The following is a 19463-nucleotide window of genomic DNA, read 5'->3' as shown; positions in this document are numbered from 1 at the left end:
TCAGGCCGTGCGCGCCGCGGCGGCGATGCACTGGGTCGTGGCCGGGCGCGAGACGATCGACGCCACGCTGTCGGCGGTGCCGGTCGCACCCGAACGCGACATCTGCGCGATGTCGATCAGCTCCGCCGTGGTGGCGTTGTTGACCACGCAATCGGTGTAGGGCGAGACGTTGACGCCCGGCAGGCGGCGGCTCATCTCCGCGTCCACGACATTGCGCGCGATCTGGCGCGACGCAGCGTCCAGAATGGTCGGCGCCGGGGCGACGCCCGGGGCCGAGGGGACGGCCGGTCCGGTCGTGGGAACCGGAGCCACGCAGCCGGCCAAGGTGGCGGCCGCCAGGCCGAAGGCGGCGAGAAGGTTGAAACGCATCAATAAACCCTTTTCTTCGGAGCGATCTTCTGCAGGTCGATCCCGCCTTCCTCGGCCTTGGTGAGCGGCTCCAGATGGACGGGGCGGTAGGCCAGTTTAACCTTGTTCCCGTCCACCCAGGCAAGCGAATGCTTGCGCCAGTTGGCGTCATCCCGCTCAGGATAATCCTCGTGCGCATGGGCGCCGCGGCTTTCCTTGCGCGCTTCGGCCGCCACGATGGTCGTCAGGGCGTTGGGCATCAGGTTCGTCAGCTCCAACGTCTCCATCAGGTCCGTGTTCCAGATCAATCCGCGATCCGTCACCTTCAGGTCGTCCAGCTTGGCCGCGATGGCCTCCATCTTGCTGACGCCCTCGGCCAGGGTCTTGTCGGTGCGGAACACCGCGGCATCGGCCTGCATGGTGCGCTGCATCTCGTTGCGCAGCTCGGCCGTGCCGACGCTGCCCTTGGCGTGGCGCAGCCCGTCGAAGCGGTCCAGCGCGCGGTCGACCTCGGCCTGGTTGGTGGAGGGCACGGCGCCCGCACGGTCCACGACCTCGCCCGCGCGGATCGCGGCGGCGCGGCCGAAGACCACCAGGTCGATCAGGCTGTTCGAACCAAGCCGGTTCGCGCCATGCACCGAGGCGCAGCCCGCCTCGCCCACGGCCATCAGGCCGGGGAAGACCGCGTCGGGGTTTTCCGGCGTCGGCGCCAGCACCTCGCCCCAATAGTTCGTGGGGATGCCACCCATGTTGTAATGCACGGTCGGGATCACCGGGATCGGCGCGCGGGTCACGTCGACGCCGGCAAAGATCTTGGCGCTCTCGCTGATGCCCGGCAGACGCTCATGCAGGGTCTCGGGCGGCAGGTGCATCAGGTTCAGGAAGATGTGGTCCTTGTCGCCGCCGACGCCGCGACCCTCGCGGATCTCCAGCGTCATGCAGCGGCTGACCACATCGCGGCTGGCCAGGTCCTTGTAGGTGGGCGCATAGCGCTCCATGAACCGCTCGCCCTCGGAGTTGGTCAGGTAACCGCCCTCGCCCCGCGCGCCTTCGGTGATCAGGCAGCCAGAGCCGTAGATGCCGGTCGGGTGGAACTGCACGAACTCCATGTCCTGCAGGGGCAGGCCCGCGCGGGCGACCATGCCGCCGCCGTCGCCGGTGCAGGTATGGGCGCTGGTCGCGCTGAAATAGGCGCGGCCGTAACCGCCGGTCGCCAGCACCACCATCTTGGCGTTGAAGACATGCATCGTGCCGTCGTCCAGCTTCCAGCAGACGACGCCAGTGCAGCGGCCATCGGTGATGATCAGGTCCAGCGCGAAATATTCGATGAAGAATTCCGCGTTGTTCTTGAGCGACTGGCCATAGAGCGTGTGCAAGATGGCGTGGCCGGTGCGGTCGGCCGCGGCGCAGGTGCGCTGGACCGGGGGGCCTTCGCCGAATTCTGTCGTGTGGCCGCCGAAGGGACGCTGATAGATGCGCCCGTCCTCGGTCCGGCTGAACGGCACGCCGTAATGCTCCAGCTCATAGACGGCCTTGGGCGCCTCGCGCGCCAGGTATTCCATGGCGTCCGTGTCGCCCAGCCAGTCCGACCCCTTGACGGTGTCGTACATGTGCCACTGCCAGCTGTCGGGTCCCATGTTGGACAGGGACGCGGCGATGCCGCCCTGGGCCGCGACGGTGTGCGAGCGCGTCGGGAAGACCTTGGTCACGCAGGCCGTGCGCAGGCCCTGTTCGGCCATGCCGAGCGTCGCGCGCAGACCCGCGCCACCGGCACCCACGACGACCACGTCATAGTCGTGAACGGTTGTTTGGTAAGCTGCCATGTCGTCCTCAGATCGCGGGAAGGGTGAAGGCCATCTTGGCCAGCGCAAAGATGGCGGCGGCGATCACGCCCCAGCCAAAGATCGCGATCGCGACCATCGCCAGCTGCTGGGCGGTGCCGTGGACATAGTCCGCGATCGCGCCGCCCTGCGACCCCTTGATGAAATGCAGCATGCCGACGATCACGAACAGCGCGGTGATGATGCCCGGGAAGGGGCGGCCGAAATGGGCCACCACCTGGTCCTGGGGCAGGCCGATGGCGCCGCCCACGGCGATCAGGAACAGCGGCGTCAGCACGATCAGCGCATAGCTGCTCATCGTGATGTTCCAATGGTGCTGGGTGCCCGCGCGGGCCGATCCCAGCCCCTGCGCGGCCTTGCGGGGGGTGATGTATCGCATGATGCCCTCAGCCGATGAAGAAGATGATCAGGCTCAGCACGGTCAGCGCGACCGAGCCGATGATGATGGCCCAGGAGGAGTTGCGCGCCTCCGCGATCTCCAGCCCCAGGCCGTTGTCGTAGAAGAGGTGCCGCACGCCCGACAGCGCGTGGAACCACAGCGCCCAGGTGGAGGCGGTCATGACCAGGAAGCCCAGCCAGGAGCGCATGACCCAATCGGCCGCGGCGAAGGCGCCGGGGCTGGTCACGGCGGCGACCAGCCACCAGACCAGCAGCAGGAGGCCCGCCGACAGCGCGTGCCCGGTGATGCGGGTCAGGATCGAGGTGATCGCCGGCATCGGCAGACGATAGACCTGAAGATGGGGGGAAAGCGGCCGGTTACCCCGGTTCACGTCGGCCATTGGCGGCCCTCCTTTGATCGGTTCAGCGATCCCGGCGCGGGGGCCCATCAGGGTCGGGCTGGCCCGCGCGGGCTGGCGATTGGTGCCGTTACTGGCCTGACAGATGACACCTGTCACGCCGGGATGCCACCCCGCGCGCGCAAATGCCGCGGAAATCCGCCTTTGTGATCACGGGCGTGGCAGCTGTGATCACAGCCCCGCCGACCGTTAGCGCAGGACAGCGGGGCGGCCGACTCAGACCGGGATCAGCGCCCAGTAATCCAGATCCAGCAGCACGTCGGGCAGGTAGCGCCACTGATCGTCGCGCAGCGCTCCCGGCGCTGCATCGCCCCGTGTCGCGACCAGGCGCAGGCGGATTGCGCCGACGCCCGGCGCCTCGGTCGGGGCGCGGTCCAGGACCTCGGACCAGGCCCGCACCGTATCGCCCGCAAAGCAGGGATTCGCATGCGCGCCCGCGTTCAGCGCCACGATCATCTGCGCATTGGCCAGCCCGTTGAAGGACAGCGCGCGCGCCAGGCTGATGACATGGCCGCCATAGATCAGCCGCCGCCCGTCGGGGCGGTGGGTGGCGTCGAAATGCACCTTGGCGGTGTTCTGCCACAGGCGGGTGGCCAGCATGTGCTCGGCCTCCTCGATGGTGACGGCATCGACATGGTCGATGACCTCGCCCACCGCGTAATCGCCCCACCGATGGGGTTCTGCTGCCAGATCAAAGTCGTATTCGGAGAAGTTCAACCCCTCCGGCACGATCAGGTCGGCCGGATCGACGCTGTCGGCCAGATCGGGCACCACCGTCTCGGGCGCCGGGGCATGGGGGTCGCGCTTGCGGACCATGACCCACCGGACATAGTCCAGCACGACCTCCTCGACCTGGTTCAGCCCCTGGGTCCGCACCCAGACCACGCCCGACTGGCCGTTGGAGTTCTGCCGCAGGCCGATCACCTGGCTTTCGGCGCGCAGCGTGTCGCCCGGCCATACCGGCCGCAGCCAGCGCCCCTGGGCGTATCCCAGATTGGCCACCGCGTTCAGGCTGACATCGGGCACCGTCTTGCCGAAGACCGTGTGGAAGGCCAGCAGATCGTCCAGCGGGCTGCCGTCCAGACCACAGGTGATCGCGAATTCGTCCGACGAATACAGCGCATGCCGCGCAGGATAGAGCGCGTGGTAGAGCGCCCGCTCCCCCTCCGCCACGGTGCGGGGCACGGCATGGCGGATGGTCTGGCCGACCGTGTAATCCTCGAAGAACCGTCCCGGATTGGTCTTGGTCATTGCTGTCCCAGCTTCATCTCGGGGTGGTAGTCCGCCTCGATCTGCTTGGTGACGGCCTGACCCATGCGCATCACGCCCTTCACGGGGTCATGGGCCATGGTGGGGCTGCCGTGCAGCGACCAGCCCTTGGACAGGGCCTCGCTGACGCGGTGGCAGAACTGCGACGTGTCGTCCTCGGTGATGCAGCGATAGATCAGGGGCATTTCAGGCTCCTCCGAAGGGCCAGGGGCCGATCCAGCCGTGGATCAGGCCGATCACGATCATGACGATGACGGCGCCGACGGCGGCCATCGCCTCCTTGCGGGCGGGGAAGGGTCCGGTCGGGCGGACCCAGGGGGCGGCGCGGTTGATCACCGCCATCTCGACCAGCGCCCAGGCCAGCAGCCCGCCGAACAGCACGAAGGACGGCGTGTCGCCGTTCACCAGCAGATGCGCCGCCGCCCAGAGCGAGAAGCCCCAGAGCTGCGGATGCCGCGTGAGCGCGGTCACCCGCGTCTTCATTCCCGCGGCCGCGAACAGGTAGAAGGCCACCAGCACCAAAAGGTTGTTGATCCCCACGAAGGCCGGGTTCGGACCCCAGAAGAACGCGCCCGTCGCGCCGCGATAGCCGATGACCATCAGCACGACCGACAGGACCAGCAGGCCCGCGACCAGGCCCTTGCCCCGGTCGCCCATCGCCGCGCGGCTGGCGGGCGCCATCCGCTTGTAGAGATGCGCCGCCCACCACAGGGCCACGCCTAGGATCAGGATCAGCATCTGGCTTTCCTCTCGCTGGAGCTTGTGGCGCGCAGACTGCCCTTATTGCGCCATGGCCGCAATCGCCTCCGCGCGCTCCAGCGTCTGGCGGGCGGTCGCGACATGCAGGTTCTCCACGATGCGGCCATCGACCACGGCGACCCCCTTGCCCTCGGCCGCGGCGGCGTCGAAGGCCTCGATCTGGCGGCGGGCCAGGGCGACCTCCTCCCCGGTCGGCGCGAAGGCCGCGTTGGCGATGTCCAGCTGGGCGGGGTGGATCAGGGTCTTGCCGTCGAAGCCCATGTCGCGGCCCTGTTCGCATTCCGCGCGCAGGCCGTCCTCGTCCTTGAACGCGTTGAAGACGCCATCCACGATCACGACCCCCTCCGCCTTGGCCGCCAGCAGGCACAGGCCCAGCCCGGCCATCATCGGCAGGCGATCGGGACGGAAGCGGCTGCCCAGCTCCTTGGCCAGGTCGTTGGTGCCCATCACCATCCCCTCCAGCCGCGGATGGGCGGCGATGGCGGCAGCGTTCAGCATCGCGCGCGGCGTCTCCATCATCGCCCAGAGGGGCGTGTCGGGGACCAGCGCGGCCACGCGGTCCAGATCGTCCGGGCCGTCCACCTTGGGGATCAGCACCGCGTCGATCGCCAGCCCCGCACAGGCGCGCGCGTCATCCGCGCCCCATTCCGTGGACAGCGCGTTGATGCGCACGATCCGCGCGCGGGGGCCGTAATCCTGCGCCAGGGCCTGGGCCAGCGCATCGCGGGCCGCGTCCTTGGCGTCGGGTGCTACGGCATCCTCCAGGTCGAAGATGATCGCGTCGGCGGCAAGGCCGCGCGCCTTCTCCATCGCGCGGGCATTGGCGGCGGGGATGTAGAGGACTGAACGGTAGGGGCGGGCCATAGGAAAACCTCCGGGCAACAATCTTGCGCCTTGGTGACGCGTCGCGTCACATATGGCAAGCGCAAAATGCCGCAGCGCGGCGATCAGCCTGCCAGACCTTGCCAGATCAGCCTTAGCGACACCGCCAGCAGGCCCCATGTGATCAGCCGATAGAACAGCGCGGCCGGGATGATCCGCACCAGCCGCAGCCCGACCCAGACCGAGACCAGCGACAGCGGCATCAGGACCGCAGCCGTGGCCAGGTTCGCCGCCGACAGCTGCCCGAGCGCGGCATAGGGAATCAGCTTAACCCAGTTGCCGATGGCAAAGAACCAGGTCGTCGTGCCCGCATAGATCAGCGGCGACAGGCGCAGGGGCTGGGCATAGACCTGCCACAACGGCGCGCCCGCATGGCTGACGAAGCTGGTATAGCCCGCCAGCCCGCCCCAGATCGTGGCCGCCCTGCCCCGCGCCGGGCGCGGCGCGGCATCCGGCGCCGGCCGGATCAGCGCGTTCAACGCGAATCCCAGCCCAATGACGCCCACGATCAGCGTGACGCCACGCACCGGCACGATGCTGGCCGTGGCCCAGCCCACGCCGATGCCCACCATCGCGCCGGGCAGCGCCAGCATCAGCGCGCGGCGGTCCAGGTTGCGGCGAAACGCGATCAGCCCGCCCACGTCCGACACCACATAGATGGGCAGCAGCAGCCCCGCCGCCTGCACCGGCGACATGACCAGCGACATCAGCGGCACGCTGATGATGCCGACCATGGCCAGCCCGCCCTTGGACAGGCCCACCGCGACCGCCGCGATGACGGCCAGCGCCCAGCCCCCCGCCGTCAGATCCAGCATCCGCACCCTCCTGCACGACGTGCAATCCCTGCCCCGCCGCAGCGGCGGAGTCCAGTGTCAGCGCCAACAGTGCCGCAGCGCGGCAGGGACGGCTTGCGCATTCATGCGCGAGCGCTTACCCCTGCCGCAACATTCCACCATGTATCGGAGGTTACCCATGGCCCGACCCAAGATTGCACTGATCGGTGCAGGGCAGATCGGCGGCACGCTGGCGCATCTGGCCGCGATGAAGGAGCTGGGCGACGTCGTCCTGTTCGACATCTCGGAAGGCACCCCCCAGGGCAAGGCCTTGGACATCGCCGAATCGGGCCCGTCCGAAGGCTTCGACGCGCGCCTGAAGGGCACGAACGACTATGCCGACATCGCCGGCGCCGACGTCTGCATCGTGACCGCGGGCGTGCCGCGCAAGCCGGGCATGAGCCGCGACGACCTCTTGGGCATCAACCTCAAGGTCATGAAGTCGGTGGGCGAGGGCATCGCCAAGCACGCCCCGGACGCCTTCGTGATCTGCATCACCAACCCGCTGGACGCGATGGTCTGGGCGCTGCGCGAGTTCAGCGGCCTGCCCCACAACAAGGTCTGCGGCATGGCGGGCGTGCTGGATTCCGCGCGCTTCCGCCATTTCCTGTCGCTGGAATTCGACGTGTCGATGAAGGACGTGACGGCCTTCGTGCTGGGCGGGCATGGCGACACGATGGTGCCGCTGGTCCGCTATTCGACCGTCGCGGGCATCCCGCTGCCCGACCTGGTCAAGATGGGCTGGACGACGCAGGACAAGCTGGACGCCATCGTCCAGCGCACCCGCGACGGCGGCGCCGAGATCGTGGGCCTGCTGAAGACCGGCAGCGCGTTCTACGCCCCCGCGACCAGCGCCATCGAGATGGCCGAGGCCTATCTGAAGGACCAGAAGCGCGTCCTGCCCTGCGCGGCGCATGTGGAAGGCGCCTATGGCCTCAAGGGCATGTATGTCGGCGTCCCGACCGTGATCGGCGCCGGCGGCGTCGAGAAGATCATCGACATCAAGCTGGACAGCGCCGAGCAGGCGATGATGGACAAGTCGGTGGACGCGGTGAAGGGCCTGGTCGAGGCTTGCAAGGGCATCGATCCCTCGCTGGCCTGATCGGCACTTGCGAAACCGTGGAACGGCGCGCCATGATCGGCGCGCCGTTTCCTTTTTCCGGGGTCCGCCATGTTCCGCCTGCTTGCCGCCCTGTCGCTGATCGCGGCCCCCGCCTGGTCGCAGGAGGCGGGCGCGCTGATCGCCCGCGACGGCCCCGCCGCAGCCCGCGCCGCGCTGGAGGCGCAGCCCGCCTCGCCCGACCGCGACCTGGGCCTGGCCGCCGCGCATTTCCTGGGCGGGATCGAGGCCGCCTTCCAGGCCCGCCACCGGATCGGCGCGATCGAGCCGCTGCTGCCGCTGCCGCTTCTGGGCGCGCCCCTGCCCCCCAATCCCGACCCGCAGCCGATGACGGCCGATTTCGTGAGCGCGATCATGCGCGACATCTCGGGCGCGATGCAGCGGACGCGTGACGCGCTGCCCGACGATCCGGCCGTGCTGGTGCTGGACCTGCGCGCACTGTGGCTGGACGTGGACGGCGACGGTCGCCGCGGACCGGGCGAGGACATCCAGACTCTCTCGGGCCTGCCCTTCCCCGAAGGCCCGGCCGAGGTGCGATTCGACGCCGCCGACATCCACTGGCTGCGCGCCTATACCCACCTGATCGAGGGGGTCGCGTCCCTGATCCTGGCCTTCGACCCCGAACCCGCCCTGGCGCAGCGCATCGCGCTGGAGGCCGCGCTGGCCGAGCAGTTCGCCGAACCGCCCGGCCAGATGGCACGCGCGCCGAACATGGACATGCAGGCCCGCGCCTTCGGACCCGTCGTCGACCGCATCGCCGTGGTGCTGCAGACGCTGCGTCGGCAGCCCGATGCGGCGCTGACCCAGGCCGCGGGCGATCACCTGCGCGCCATGGTCGCCGCGAACCGCCTGTTCTGGGCCGAGGTCGCGACCGAGACCGACAACGACCGCGAATGGATCCCGAACGACGCCCAGCAGGCCGCCCTGGGCTTTGCCCTGCCGCCCGGCACCGGCCCCATGTGGCTGGCCATCCTGGACGAGGTCGAACAGGCGTTGGAGGGGCGGATGCTGATCCCCTACTGGCGGTTCGCGCCGGGCCATGGCGTCGATCTGGCGCAGTGGCTGCGCGAGCCCGCGCCGGTCGAGGTCGCGGACTGGGTGCAGGGCAGCGCCGCCCTGCCCTATGCCCGTCCCGGCCTGACCGTTGGGCGCGACAATTGGGACCGGTTTCTGGGCAGCCTGGGCGCGCGGGCGGGCCTGACGATGCTGCTGCTGAACTGACGCTGCGGTCGAATCGCGCTGCTTGCGCTATCGGCGCGGCAGCTTTGTGATCACGGCAAATCTGGCTGTGATCACATTCGGCAACTTCCCGCCGGTTTTGCGCATTTTACGGGGAATTCGTTTCTGTGTGCCGCGACAGCGTGGCACAAGGCCCCAAATCTGTCGAACCGAACGAGGGGGTCGAGATGAACATTCACGAATACCAGGCCAAGGCGCTGCTGCGCCAGTACGGCGCACCCGTCAGCGATGGCCGCATCGTGATGAAGGCCGACGAGGCCAAGACCGCAGCCGGCGAGATGGACGGCCCGCTCTGGGTGGTCAAGGCCCAGATCCATGCGGGCGGCCGCGGCAAGGGCAGCTTCAAGGAAGCCGAAGCCGGCGAGAAGGGCGGCGTCCGCCTGGCCAAGTCGGTCGAGGAGGCCGAGGAGCTGACCCGTCAGATGCTGGGCCGCACCTTGGTCACGCATCAGACCGGCCCGGCCGGCAAGCAGGTCAACCGCATCTACATCGAGGACGGCAGCGACATCGCGCGCGAGCTGTACCTGGCGCTGCTGGTGGATCGCCAGACCTCGCGCGTGAGCTTCGTCGCCTCGACCGAGGGCGGCATGGACATCGAGGAAGTGGCCGAGCACACGCCCGAGAAGATCGTCAGCTTCAGCGTCGATCCGGCCTCGGGCCTGTCGGACTTCCACGGCCGCCGCGTGGCCTTCGCCCTGGGCCTGGAAGGCGCGCAGGTCAAGCAGTGCGTGGCGCTGGTCAAGAACCTGTATCGCATGTTCATCGAGAAGGACATGGAGATGCTGGAGATCAACCCGCTGATCGTGACGCCCGAAGGCCAGATCAAGTGTCTGGACGCCAAGATGGGCTTCGACAACAACGCCCTCTACCGCCAGCCCGACATCATGGCGCTGCGCGACGAGACCGAGGAGGACAGCAAGGAGCTGGCCGCGTCCAAGTTCGACCTGAACTACATCGCGCTGGACGGCGAGATCGGCTGCATGGTGAACGGCGCGGGCCTGGCCATGGCGACCATGGACATCATCAAGCTGTTCGGCGCCGAGCCTGCCAACTTCCTGGACGTCGGCGGCGGCGCCACCAAGGAGAAGGTCACCGAGGCGTTCAAGATCATCACCTCGGACCCGAATGTGAAGGGCATCCTGGTCAACATCTTCGGCGGCATCATGCGCTGCGACATCATCGCGGAAGGCATCATCGCCGCCGTGAAGGAAGTCGGGTTGCAGGTCCCGCTGGTCGTGCGCCTCGAGGGCACGAATGTCGATCAGGGCAAGCAGATCATCGCGGATAGCGGCCTGAACGTGATCGCCGCCGACGACCTGAAGGACGGCGCCGAGAAGATCGTCAAGGCGGTCAAGGGCTGATGAAGTTTGTCGCGGCCTTTAATGCGCTAGGTTATGCCGTGGCTAATCCACGGCAGGACTGGTCGTCTGAGAAGGCCGACGGCATCTGTATTACAATCTGGATAAAAGAAATGGGAGTTGCTGACAAGCTCCCGTATCTCGACCTCCGGGAACTCCACCCGGTGGGAGCAGATTGGACAGACAAGCCCGGAAACATATTGCGGAAGAAGCATCTACAGCGCGCTTTGATTGAATTTGGCGGCCGCGTTGACGTCATCCTTTTAGATGGCACTCCCGGCGGGTCTTATGAAAACGCGAACCCATGGATCGTGGCCGAAAGAGGCGGTCGTTATTGGCAGGTCTCGCAGCTCGATCCGGCAAGTGGATTCTTCCGCGCAGATATCCAAGCGAATCCAGCGCCCCGAAACGCAAGAAAGTAGGAAAGCCAACAATGGCCGTTCTCGTCGACAAGAATACCAAAGTCATCTGCCAGGGGATCACCGGATCCCAGGGCACCTTCCACACCGAGCAGGCGATCGCCTATGGCACGCAGATGGTCGGCGGCGTGACCCCCGGCAAGGGCGGGTCCGAGCATCTGGGCCTGCCGGTCTTCAACTCGGTCCATGAGGCCGTCGCGAAAACCGGCGCCAATGCCAGCGCGATCTATGTCCCGCCCCCCTTCGCGGCGGATTCGATCCTGGAGGCCATCGACGCCCAGGTGCCGCTGATCGTCTGCATCACCGAAGGCATCCCGGTCCTGGACATGATGCGCGTCAAGCGCGCCCTGGCCGGGTCGAACTCGCGCCTGATCGGGCCGAACTGCCCGGGCATCATGACGCCGGACGAATGCAAGATCGGCATCATGCCTGGCAGCATCTTCCGCCGCGGCAGCGTGGGCGTCGTGTCGCGCTCGGGCACGCTGACCTATGAGGCGGTCAAGCAGACCTCGGACGTGGGCCTGGGCCAGTCCAGCGCGGTCGGCATCGGCGGCGACCCGATCAAGGGCATGGAGCATATCGACGTGCTGCAGATGTTCCTGGACGATCCCGAGACCGAGTCCATCATCATGATCGGCGAGATCGGCGGATCGGCCGAGGAAGAGGCCGCCGAGTTCCTGGCCGAGCAGAAGCGTAAGGGCAAGTGGAAGCCCACCGCGGGCTTCATCGCCGGCCGCACCGCCCCTCCGGGCCGTCGCATGGGCCATGCCGGCGCGATCGTGTCGGGCGGCAAGGGCGACGCCGAATCCAAAATCGAGGCCATGAAGAAGGCCGGCATCATCGTCGCCGACAGCCCCGCGGGCCTGGGCGAGGCCGTGCTGAAGGCGATCAAGGGTTGATGATTTGACTTGCCGCCCCCCGGCACCCAAGTACCGGGGGGCGGATCGACCAAGGGGATACCGATTGGACCAGCAGCCACAGCCAGGCCGACAGACGGGACCGCGCGCGCGGGGCCTTCTGTCGCTTGTCGCGTTGCTGGGCCTGGCCGCATGCGGCGACAGGATGACGACCGACATCCTGCCCGGAGGCATCCCCGCCCGCACCAATCTGCATCAGGCCAGCGGCCTGCCGCCGGAATCGGTGCGCACCGTGGCGCGGCGGGATTTCGGATGGCGGGTGATCTATCGCCCTGCCTTCGCCCCCGCCAACGCCGAGAGCCGCGCGGCCGTCGCGCTGTGCGGCCTCGAACGTCGCGCGCCGCTGCGCATCCAGCAGCAGCCGCGGCTCGACCCATTCGCCGATCCCGGCGCCCGCATCTTCGACATCTACTGCGCCTGACCCAACCCTTCCATTTGCCCTGAACGGGGACCAGCCATGACCGACCAGCCAAAGAACACCGATTTCCACGACTCCTCCTTCCTGCAGGGCCACAACGCGGCCTATGTGGAGCAGCTCTATGGCCAGTGGGCCAAGGATGCGGGCGCGGTGGACGAGGCCTGGGGAGCCTTCTTCCGGTCGCTTGGCGACGATCAGGACGTGGCCGTCCGCGAGGCCGAGGGCGCCAGCTGGAAGCGCGCCGACTGGCCGCCGGTCCCCCATGACGACACGACCAGCGCCCTGACCGGCGAATGGCCCTCCGCCTCCAAGGGCGATGCCGATGCCGCGATGAAGAAGATCGCCGCCAAGGCCGAGGAGAAGGGCGTCACGCTGACGACCGACCAGATGCGCCAGGCCGTGCTGGACAGCATCCGCGCGCTGATGCTGATCCGCGCCTTCCGCATCCGCGGCCACCTGCACGCGCAGCTGGACCCCCTGGGCCTGCGCGAGGTGCCCGACCATGGCGAGCTGAACCCCGCCACCTACGGCTTCGGTCCCGGCGACATGGACCGGCCGATCTTCATCGACAACGTGCTGGGCCTGGAGATCGCCTCGATCCGCCAGATCACCGAGCTGATGACGCGCACCTATTGCGGCACCTTCGCGCTGCAGTACATGCATATCTCGAACCCCGAAGAGGCCGCCTGGCTGAAGGAGCGGATCGAGGGTTACGGCAAGGAGATCGCCTTCACCCGCGAAGGCCGCCGCGCCATCCTGAACAAGCTGGTCGAGGCCGAGGGCTTCGAGAAGTTCCTGCATGTCAAGTACATGGGCACCAAGCGCTTCGGCCTGGACGGCGGCGAGGCGCTGATCCCCGCCATGGAGCAGATCATCAAGCGCGGCGGCGCTCTGGGGGTCAAGGAGATCGTGTTCGGCATGCCCCACCGCGGCCGCCTGTCGGTCCTGGCCAACGTGCTGTCGAAACCCTACCGCGCGATCTTCCACGAGTTCCAGGGCGGCAGCTTCAAGCCCGAGGACGTGGACGGATCGGGCGACGTGAAGTACCACCTGGGCGCCAGCGCTGACCGCGAATTCGACGGCAACACCGTCCACCTGTCGCTGACCGCCAACCCCAGCCACCTGGAGGCCGTGAACCCGGTCGTGCTGGGCAAGGCCCGCGCCAAGGGCGACCAGCTGGGCGACGTGACCGACCGCAGCTCGGTCCTGCCGATCCTGCTGCATGGCGACGCGGCCTTCGCGGGCCAGGGGGTCGTCGCGGAATGCCTGCAGCTGTCGGGCATCCGCGGGCACCGCACGGGCGGCTGCATCCACATCGTGGTGAACAACCAGATCGGCTTCACCACCGCGCCGGCCTTCAGCCGCACCTCGCCCTATCCGACCGACATCGCGCTGATGGTCGAGGCGCCGATCTTCCACGTGAACGGCGACGATCCGGAGGCGGTCGTCCATGCCGCCCGCGTGGCGACCGAGTTCCGCCAGAAGTTCAAGAAGGACGTTGTCCTGGACATCATCTGCTATCGCCGCTTCGGTCACAACGAAGGCGACGAGCCGATGTTCACCAACCCGGCGATGTACACCAAGATCAAGGCGCAGAAGACCACGCTGCAGCTCTATACCGAGCGTCTGGTCGCCGACGGGCTGATCCCCGAGGGCGAGATCGAGGACATGAAGGCCGCCTTCCAGGCCCATCTGAACGAGGAGTTCGAGATCGGCAAAAGCTACAAGCCGAACAAGGCCGACTGGCTGGACGGCAAGTGGTCGGGTCTGGACCGCGAGGGCGCGGATTACATCGCCGGTGAGACCGGCATCGCCCCCGAGGTGATGACCCAGGTCGGCCGCGCGCTGACCACCGTCCCCGAGGGGCTGAACCTGCACAAGACCGTGGGCCGCCTGATCGAGGCCAAGAAGCAGATGTTCGAGACCGGCGAGGGCTTTGACTGGGCCACCGCCGAGGCGCTGGCCTTCGGCTCGCTGGTGACCGAGGGGCACGGCGTGCGCCTGGCGGGCCAGGACAGCACGCGCGGCACGTTCAGCCAGCGTCATTCGGCCTTCATCGACCAGAAGACCGAGGACCGCTACTATCCGCTGAACAACATCGCCGAGGGTCAGGCCCGCTACGAGGTCATCGACAGCATGCTGTCGGAATACGCGGTGCTTGGCTTCGAATACGGCTATTCGCTGGCCGAGCCCAACACGCTGACCCTGTGGGAGGCGCAGTTCGGCGACTTCGCCAACGGCGCGCAGATCATGTTCGACCAGTTCATCTCCTCGGGCGAGAAGAAATGGCTGCGCATGTCGGGCCTGGTGATGCTCCTGCCGCACGGCTTCGAGGGTCAGGGCCCCGAGCACAGCTCGGCCCGCCTGGAGCGGTTCCTGCAGCAATGCGCCGAGGACAACTGGATCGTCGCGAACTGCACCACGCCCGCGAACTACTTCCACATCCTGCGCCGCCAGATCCATCGCGGCTTCCGCAAGCCGCTGGTGCTGATGACGCCGAAATCGCTGCTGCGCCATCCGCTGGCGGTCAGCCGCGCCGAGGAGTTCCAGACCGGCTCGACCTTCCACCGCGTGCTGTGGGACGATGCCGAGCGCGGCGGATCGCCGACCAAACTGGTGGCCGACGAGCAGATCAAGCGCGTCGTCATCTGTTCCGGCAAGGTCTATTACGACCTGCTGAAGGCGCGCGACGAGGCCGGGATCACCGACACCTACCTCCTGCGCCTGGAGCAGTTCTATCCCTTCCCGGCACAGTCGATGGTCAAGGAACTGGGTCGCTTCAAGCAGGCCGAGGTCGTCTGGTGCCAGGAGGAGCCCAAGAACCAGGGCGGCTGGAGCTTTGTCGAGCCCTATCTGGAATGGGTGCTGGAGCGGCTTGGCGCCAAGCACACCCGCGCGCGCTATGCGGGCCGCAACGCCGCGGCCTCGGTCGCCACGGGCTTGGCCTCGCGCCACAAGGCCGAACAGGAGGCGCTGGTCGCCTCTGCCCTGAACCTTGAAGGATGATCCGATGACCACCGAAGTCCGCGTGCCCGCCCTGGGCGAATCCGTCACCGAGGCCACCATCGCCACCTGGTTCAAGAAGCCCGGAGACCGCGTCGAGGTCGACGAGATGCTGTGCGAGCTGGAGACCGACAAGGTCACCGTCGAGGTGCCCAGCCCCGCCGCCGGCACCTTGGCCGAGATCGTCGCCGCCGAGGGCGAGACGGTCGGGCCCGACGCGCTGCTGGCCCAGATCAGCGAGGGTGGCGAAGCCGCCGCCCCCGCCCCGAAACCTGCCAAGGCCGAAGCACCGGCCGAAAAGACCGAGGAACAGAAGACAATGAGCGGCAATTCCGTGGACGTGATGGTCCCGTCCCTGGGCGAAAGCGTGACCGAGGCGACCGTCGCCACCTGGTTCAAGAAGCCGGGCGACCGAGTCGAGGCCGACGAGATGCTTTGTGAGCTGGAAACCGACAAGGTCTCGGTCGAGGTCCCGGCCCCCGCCGCGGGTGTCCTGGCCGAGATCCTGGCCGAGGAAGGCGCGACCGTCGATGCCAAGGCGCGCCTGGCGATCATCACCGAGGGTGCCGCCGGCACCGCCGCGCCCAAGGCGTCGGATGCGCAGGAGACCGTCCTGCCGAATGCCGGCCCCGAGGAGACCAAGCCGCGCGACGTCGAGGATGCACCCTCGGCCAAGAAGGCCATGGCCGAGAAGGGCGTCAGCCGCGACCAGGTCCAGGGTTCGGGCCGCGACGGCCGCGTGATGAAGGAGGACGTGGCCAAGGCCAAGGCAGCCCCCGCGCCCGCCGCGAAGGCTCCCGCCGCCCCCCGCCCGGCCGAGGATGCCGCGCGCGAGGAGCGGGTCAAGATGACCCGCCTGCGCCAGACCATCGCCCGCCGCCTGAAGGACGCGCAGAACACCGCCGCGATGCTGACGACCTACAACGAGGTCGACATGTCCGCGATCATGGGCCTGCGCAACGAGTACAAGGACGCCTTCGAGAAGAAGCACAAGGTCAAGCTGGGCTTCATGTCCTTCTTCGTGAAGGCCTGCTGCCACGCGCTGAAGGAGGTCCCCGAGGTCAATGCCGAGATCGACGGCACCGACGTGGTCTACAAGAACTACGTCAACATGGGCGTCGCGGTGGGCACGCCTTCGGGTCTGGTCGTGCCGGTCGTGCGCGACGCCGACCAGAAGGGCTTCGCTGCCATCGAGAAGGAGATCGGCGAGCTGGGCCTGAAGGGCCGCGACGGCAAGCTGTCCATGGCCGAGATGCAGGGCGGCACCTTCACCATCTCGAACGGTGGCGTCTACGGCTCGCTGATGTCGTCGCCGATCCTGAACCCCCCGCAGTCGGGCATCCTGGGCATGCACAAGATCCAGGAGCGTCCCGTGGTCGTCGGCGGTCAGATCGTCATCCGCCCGATGATGTATCTGGCGCTGTCCTATGACCACCGGATCGTCGACGGCAAGGGCGCCGTGACCTTCCTGGTCCGCGTCAAGGAGGCGCTGGAAGATCCGCGCCGCCTGCTGATGGATCTCTGATCCCGCCGGGGGCCCTTCGGGGCCCCTCTCGCGCCACGGGCTTGCACTCCCGGCGGCGCAGGACCAAAGCTGGGCCGTCACGAACCGGAGCCTGACCCATGCAACTGATCGTCCGCTACACCCATGCCGACGCCGCCGCCTTCCGCCGGGCCTTCGACGCCGATGCCGAGGATCGGGGCCGCAACGGCCTGACCCAGCTGCAGCTCTGGCGCGAGGATGACGGTCATTCCTGGGCGCTGTTCCAGGTCGGCAACCCCAAGACCGCCCGCGACTATCTGGACGGCGCCTCGGCGGTCTTCGCGGCCCAGGCCGGCGTCACCGCCACCGACGCGCATTTCGTGGAAACCGTCTGATGTCCCCCGAGGTCGCAGCCCTGGCCGTCGCCGGCCTGATCCAGACCGCGCAGTTCGCGACCTATTCCGTGATGGCGCAGCGCCAGGTCGGCCGCCGCGCCGCCATGAGCCCGCGCGACGGCGGCAAGGTCGAGCTGACCGGGACGGCCGGCCGCCTGCAACGTGCCTTCAACAACCATTTCGAAGGCCTGATCATGTTCACCCTGGCGGTGGTCGTGGTCACGCTCGGCCAGGCATCCGGCACGCTGACGGCGATCTGCGCCTGGACCTATGTGGCCGCGCGCATCCTCTACATCCCCGCCTATGTGCGGGGCTGGGTGCCGGGCCGGTCGATCATCTGGATCATCGGCTTCGGGGCGACCGTGCTGATGATCCTCTCCGCCCTGCTTTCTTCTTCATGAAAATATCCCGCGGGGGTGCGGGGGCGCGAAGCCCCCGCCGCTGCGGCCTGATCTAAAGGAACTGCCATGTATGATCTCATCGTGATCGGCGCCGGCCCCGGCGGCTATGTCTGCGCCATCCGCGCCGCCCAGCTGGGCCTCAAGGTGGCCTGCGTCGAGGGCCGCGAGACGCTTGGCGGCACCTGCCTGAACGTGGGCTGCATCCCCTCCAAGGCGCTGCTGCACGGCACCCACATGCTGCACGAGGCGCATGAGAACTTCGAGAAGATGGGCCTGATCGCCCCCGAGGTGACCGTCGATTGGCAGAAGATGCAGGGTTACAAGGCCGAGACGGTCACCGGCAACACCAAGGGCATCGAATTCCTGTTCAAGAAGAACAAGATCGACTGGATCAGGGGCTGGGCCTCCATCCCCACCGCGGGCCAGGTCAAGGTCGGCGACACCGTCCATGAGACGAAGAACATCGTCATCGCCACCGGCTCCTCCCCCGCCGCGCTGAAGGGCGTGACCGTCGACAACGACGCGGGCGTGATCGTCGATTCAACGGGCGCGCTGGCGCTGAAGCAGATTCCCAAATCCATGGTCGTTATCGGCGCAGGCGTCATCGGGCTGGAGCTGGGTTCAGTCTATGCCCGCCTCGGGGCCGAGGTGACGGTGGTCGAATACCTGGACGTCATCACCCCCGGCATGGACGGCGAGGTGCAGAAGCAGTTCCAGAAGATGCTGGTCAAGCAGGGCCTGTCCTTCGTCATGGGCGCCGCCGTGCAGTCGGCCGAGGCCAAGGACGGCCAGGCCACTGTGACCTATGCGCTGAAAAAGGATGACAGCACCCACAGCCTGACCGCCGACGTGGTCCTGGTCGCCACCGGTCGCCGTCCGCATGTGGAGGGCCTGGGCCTCGACGCGCTTGGCGTCGCAATGACCGATCGCGGCTTCGTCAAGATCGACGATCACTGGGCGACCAGCATCAAGGGCGTCTATGCCATCGGCGACGCGGTGCCCGGCCCGATGCTGGCCCACAAGGCCGAGGACGAGGGCATGGCGGTGGCCGAGGTCATCGCCGGCAGGCATGGCCATGTGAATTATGGTGTCATCCCCGGCGTCATCTACACCACCCCCGAGGTCGCCAATGTCGGTCTGACCGAGGAGCAGGCCCGCGAGGGTGGGCGCAAAGTCAAGATCGGCAAGTTCCCCTTCATGGGCAATGCCCGCGCCAAGGCGCAGTTCCTGGGCGAGGGCTTCGTCAAGCTGATCGCCGATGCCGAGACCGACCGGATCCTCGGCTGCCACATCGTCGGGCCGTCGGCGGGCGACCTGATCCACGAGGTCTGCGTGGCGATGGAGTTCGGCGCCTCGGCCGAGGATCTGGCGCTGACCTGCCATGCGCATCCGACCGTGTCGGAAGCCGTGCGCGAGGCGGCGCTGGCCTGCGGCGACGGGGCGATCCATGCGTAAGGCCGGGGCGGACGGGGCGGCGCGCGCCGCCCTGACCCTGCCGCGGCGCGGGCTGCTGCTGGCGGCCCTTGCCGTCGCGGCCTGCGGCGGCGGGCGCGGATCGTCGGGCGGCAACGGCCGCATCGGCGGCAGCGGCCTCTATCCCAACGAGACGCCCGAACTGCGCCAGCGCATCAACTACTGGTCGCGCCACTATCAGGTGCCCACCAGCCTTGTGCAGCGGGTGATCCTGCGCGAATCCAGCCACCGCCCGGATGCCCGCAACGGCTCGTATTACGGGCTCATGCAGATCAACCCGACCACGGCGCGCACCATGGGCCATCGCGGCCCGGCCTCCCAGCTGCTGGATGCGGACACCAACCTGCGCTTTGGCGTGAAATACCTGCGCGGCGCCTGGATCGTCGCGGATGGCGACCCCGACGGGGCGATCAGCTGGTATTCGCGGGGCTATTACTACGAGGCGCGGCGGCGCGGCCTGCTGCGCGTGACCGGGTTGCGGGCCTGAGGCCCCGGCCCGACCGGACGC

21 protein-coding genes are annotated in these 19463 nt (G+C 67.9%); 12 read left to right on the top strand and 9 right to left on the bottom strand.

Features of this window, described 5'->3' with window-relative positions; translation table 11 throughout:
- The 9 genes from AC2SGK_RS08485 to AC2SGK_RS08445 all read right to left on the bottom strand — a co-directional run bounded on the left by AC2SGK_RS08485 (position 1) and on the right by AC2SGK_RS08445 (position 6711).
- Positions 1-369: a hypothetical protein gene (locus tag AC2SGK_RS08485; RefSeq protein ID WP_488323147.1), complete on the bottom strand. Its 369-nt coding sequence runs from the start codon at positions 367-369 to the stop codon at positions 1-3.
- A complete protein-coding gene (gene sdhA / locus AC2SGK_RS08480) occupies positions 369-2171 on the bottom strand; it encodes a succinate dehydrogenase flavoprotein subunit (protein WP_488323146.1) in 1803 nt (600 codons plus the stop codon). Before sdhA ends, AC2SGK_RS08485 begins: the two co-directional genes overlap by 1 nt.
- Before the next feature lie 7 nt (positions 2172-2178).
- Entirely contained in the window at positions 2179-2568 is a 390-nt protein-coding gene (locus AC2SGK_RS08475) for a succinate dehydrogenase, hydrophobic membrane anchor protein (RefSeq protein WP_488323145.1), read from the bottom strand.
- A 7-nt stretch (positions 2569-2575) separates the two neighbouring features.
- Entirely contained in the window at positions 2576-2968 is a 393-nt protein-coding gene (gene sdhC / locus AC2SGK_RS08470; protein ID WP_488323144.1) for a succinate dehydrogenase, cytochrome b556 subunit, read from the bottom strand.
- Positions 2969-3202: 234 nt separating this feature from the next.
- A complete protein-coding gene (locus tag AC2SGK_RS08465) occupies positions 3203-4237 on the bottom strand; it encodes a MaoC family dehydratase (protein WP_488323143.1) in 1035 nt (344 codons plus the stop codon).
- Positions 4234-4440, bottom strand: a complete 207-nt coding sequence (locus tag AC2SGK_RS08460) for a DUF1737 domain-containing protein (RefSeq protein ID WP_488323142.1) — start codon at positions 4438-4440, stop codon at positions 4234-4236. The genes AC2SGK_RS08465 and AC2SGK_RS08460 overlap by 4 nt, the downstream gene beginning before the upstream one ends.
- A gap of 1 nt (position 4441) precedes the next feature.
- Complete coding sequence (locus AC2SGK_RS08455) at positions 4442-4993, bottom strand: NnrU family protein (RefSeq protein WP_488323141.1); 552 nt, start codon at positions 4991-4993, stop codon at positions 4442-4444.
- A 42-nt stretch (positions 4994-5035) separates the two neighbouring features.
- On the bottom strand, positions 5036-5878 hold the full coding sequence (locus tag AC2SGK_RS08450) for an HpcH/HpaI aldolase/citrate lyase family protein (RefSeq protein ID WP_488323140.1): 843 nt from the start codon (positions 5876-5878) through the stop codon (positions 5036-5038).
- An 83-nt stretch (positions 5879-5961) separates the two neighbouring features.
- On the bottom strand, positions 5962-6711 hold the full coding sequence (locus tag AC2SGK_RS08445; protein ID WP_488323139.1) for a sulfite exporter TauE/SafE family protein: 750 nt from the start codon (positions 6709-6711) through the stop codon (positions 5962-5964).
- Between the two features lie 157 nt (positions 6712-6868).
- On the opposite strand from AC2SGK_RS08445, the gene mdh reads away from it, so the two are divergent.
- The 12 genes from mdh (at position 6869) to AC2SGK_RS08385 (ending at position 19442) form a co-directional block, all read left to right on the top strand.
- Positions 6869-7831, top strand: a complete 963-nt coding sequence (gene mdh, locus AC2SGK_RS08440) for a malate dehydrogenase (RefSeq protein ID WP_488323138.1) — start codon at positions 6869-6871, stop codon at positions 7829-7831.
- A 69-nt stretch (positions 7832-7900) separates the two neighbouring features.
- Positions 7901-9070, top strand: coding sequence for a hypothetical protein (locus AC2SGK_RS08435; RefSeq protein WP_488323137.1), 1170 nt, complete (start codon positions 7901-7903; stop codon positions 9068-9070).
- Positions 9071-9255: 185 nt separating this feature from the next.
- Positions 9256-10449, top strand: coding sequence for an ADP-forming succinate--CoA ligase subunit beta (gene sucC, locus AC2SGK_RS08430; protein ID WP_488323136.1), 1194 nt, complete (start codon positions 9256-9258; stop codon positions 10447-10449).
- A complete protein-coding gene (locus AC2SGK_RS08425) occupies positions 10449-10868 on the top strand; it encodes a hypothetical protein (RefSeq protein ID WP_488323135.1) in 420 nt (139 codons plus the stop codon). Before sucC ends, AC2SGK_RS08425 begins: the two co-directional genes overlap by 1 nt.
- An 11-nt stretch (positions 10869-10879) precedes the next feature.
- Complete coding sequence (gene sucD, locus AC2SGK_RS08420; RefSeq protein WP_411839135.1) at positions 10880-11764, top strand: succinate--CoA ligase subunit alpha; 885 nt, start codon at positions 10880-10882, stop codon at positions 11762-11764.
- 163 nt (positions 11765-11927) lie between these two features.
- Positions 11928-12203, top strand: a complete 276-nt coding sequence (locus AC2SGK_RS08415; RefSeq protein ID WP_488323134.1) for a hypothetical protein — start codon at positions 11928-11930, stop codon at positions 12201-12203.
- Positions 12204-12239: 36 nt separating this feature from the next.
- Positions 12240-15206: a 2-oxoglutarate dehydrogenase E1 component gene (locus AC2SGK_RS08410; protein WP_488323133.1), complete on the top strand. Its 2967-nt coding sequence runs from the start codon at positions 12240-12242 to the stop codon at positions 15204-15206.
- Between the two features lie 4 nt (positions 15207-15210).
- The gene (gene odhB, locus AC2SGK_RS08405) at positions 15211-16728 is read left to right on the top strand and encodes a 2-oxoglutarate dehydrogenase complex dihydrolipoyllysine-residue succinyltransferase (RefSeq protein ID WP_217844519.1); all 1518 of its coding nucleotides are present in this window, start codon (positions 15211-15213) and stop codon (positions 16726-16728) included.
- A gap of 98 nt (positions 16729-16826) precedes the next feature.
- Positions 16827-17081 (top strand): hypothetical protein, encoded by a 255-nt coding sequence (locus AC2SGK_RS08400; RefSeq protein ID WP_488323132.1) that lies wholly within the window; start codon positions 16827-16829, stop codon positions 17079-17081.
- Complete coding sequence (locus AC2SGK_RS08395; protein ID WP_488323131.1) at positions 17081-17482, top strand: MAPEG family protein; 402 nt, start codon at positions 17081-17083, stop codon at positions 17480-17482. The genes AC2SGK_RS08400 and AC2SGK_RS08395 overlap by 1 nt, the downstream gene beginning before the upstream one ends.
- 66 nt (positions 17483-17548) lie before the next feature.
- Entirely contained in the window at positions 17549-18937 is a 1389-nt protein-coding gene (gene lpdA / locus AC2SGK_RS08390; protein WP_488323130.1) for a dihydrolipoyl dehydrogenase, read from the top strand.
- Positions 18930-19442, top strand: a complete 513-nt coding sequence (locus AC2SGK_RS08385; protein ID WP_488323129.1) for a transglycosylase SLT domain-containing protein — start codon at positions 18930-18932, stop codon at positions 19440-19442. Before lpdA ends, AC2SGK_RS08385 begins: the two co-directional genes overlap by 8 nt.
- The last annotated feature ends 21 nt before the right edge of the window (positions 19443-19463 follow it).

It is taken from the genome of Paracoccus sp. NIOT.M2S5SZ12, from assembly GCF_057748165.1.
The sequence above is the reverse complement of the archived record's forward strand: the minus strand, read 5'-3'. Positions and strand labels throughout refer to the sequence as shown.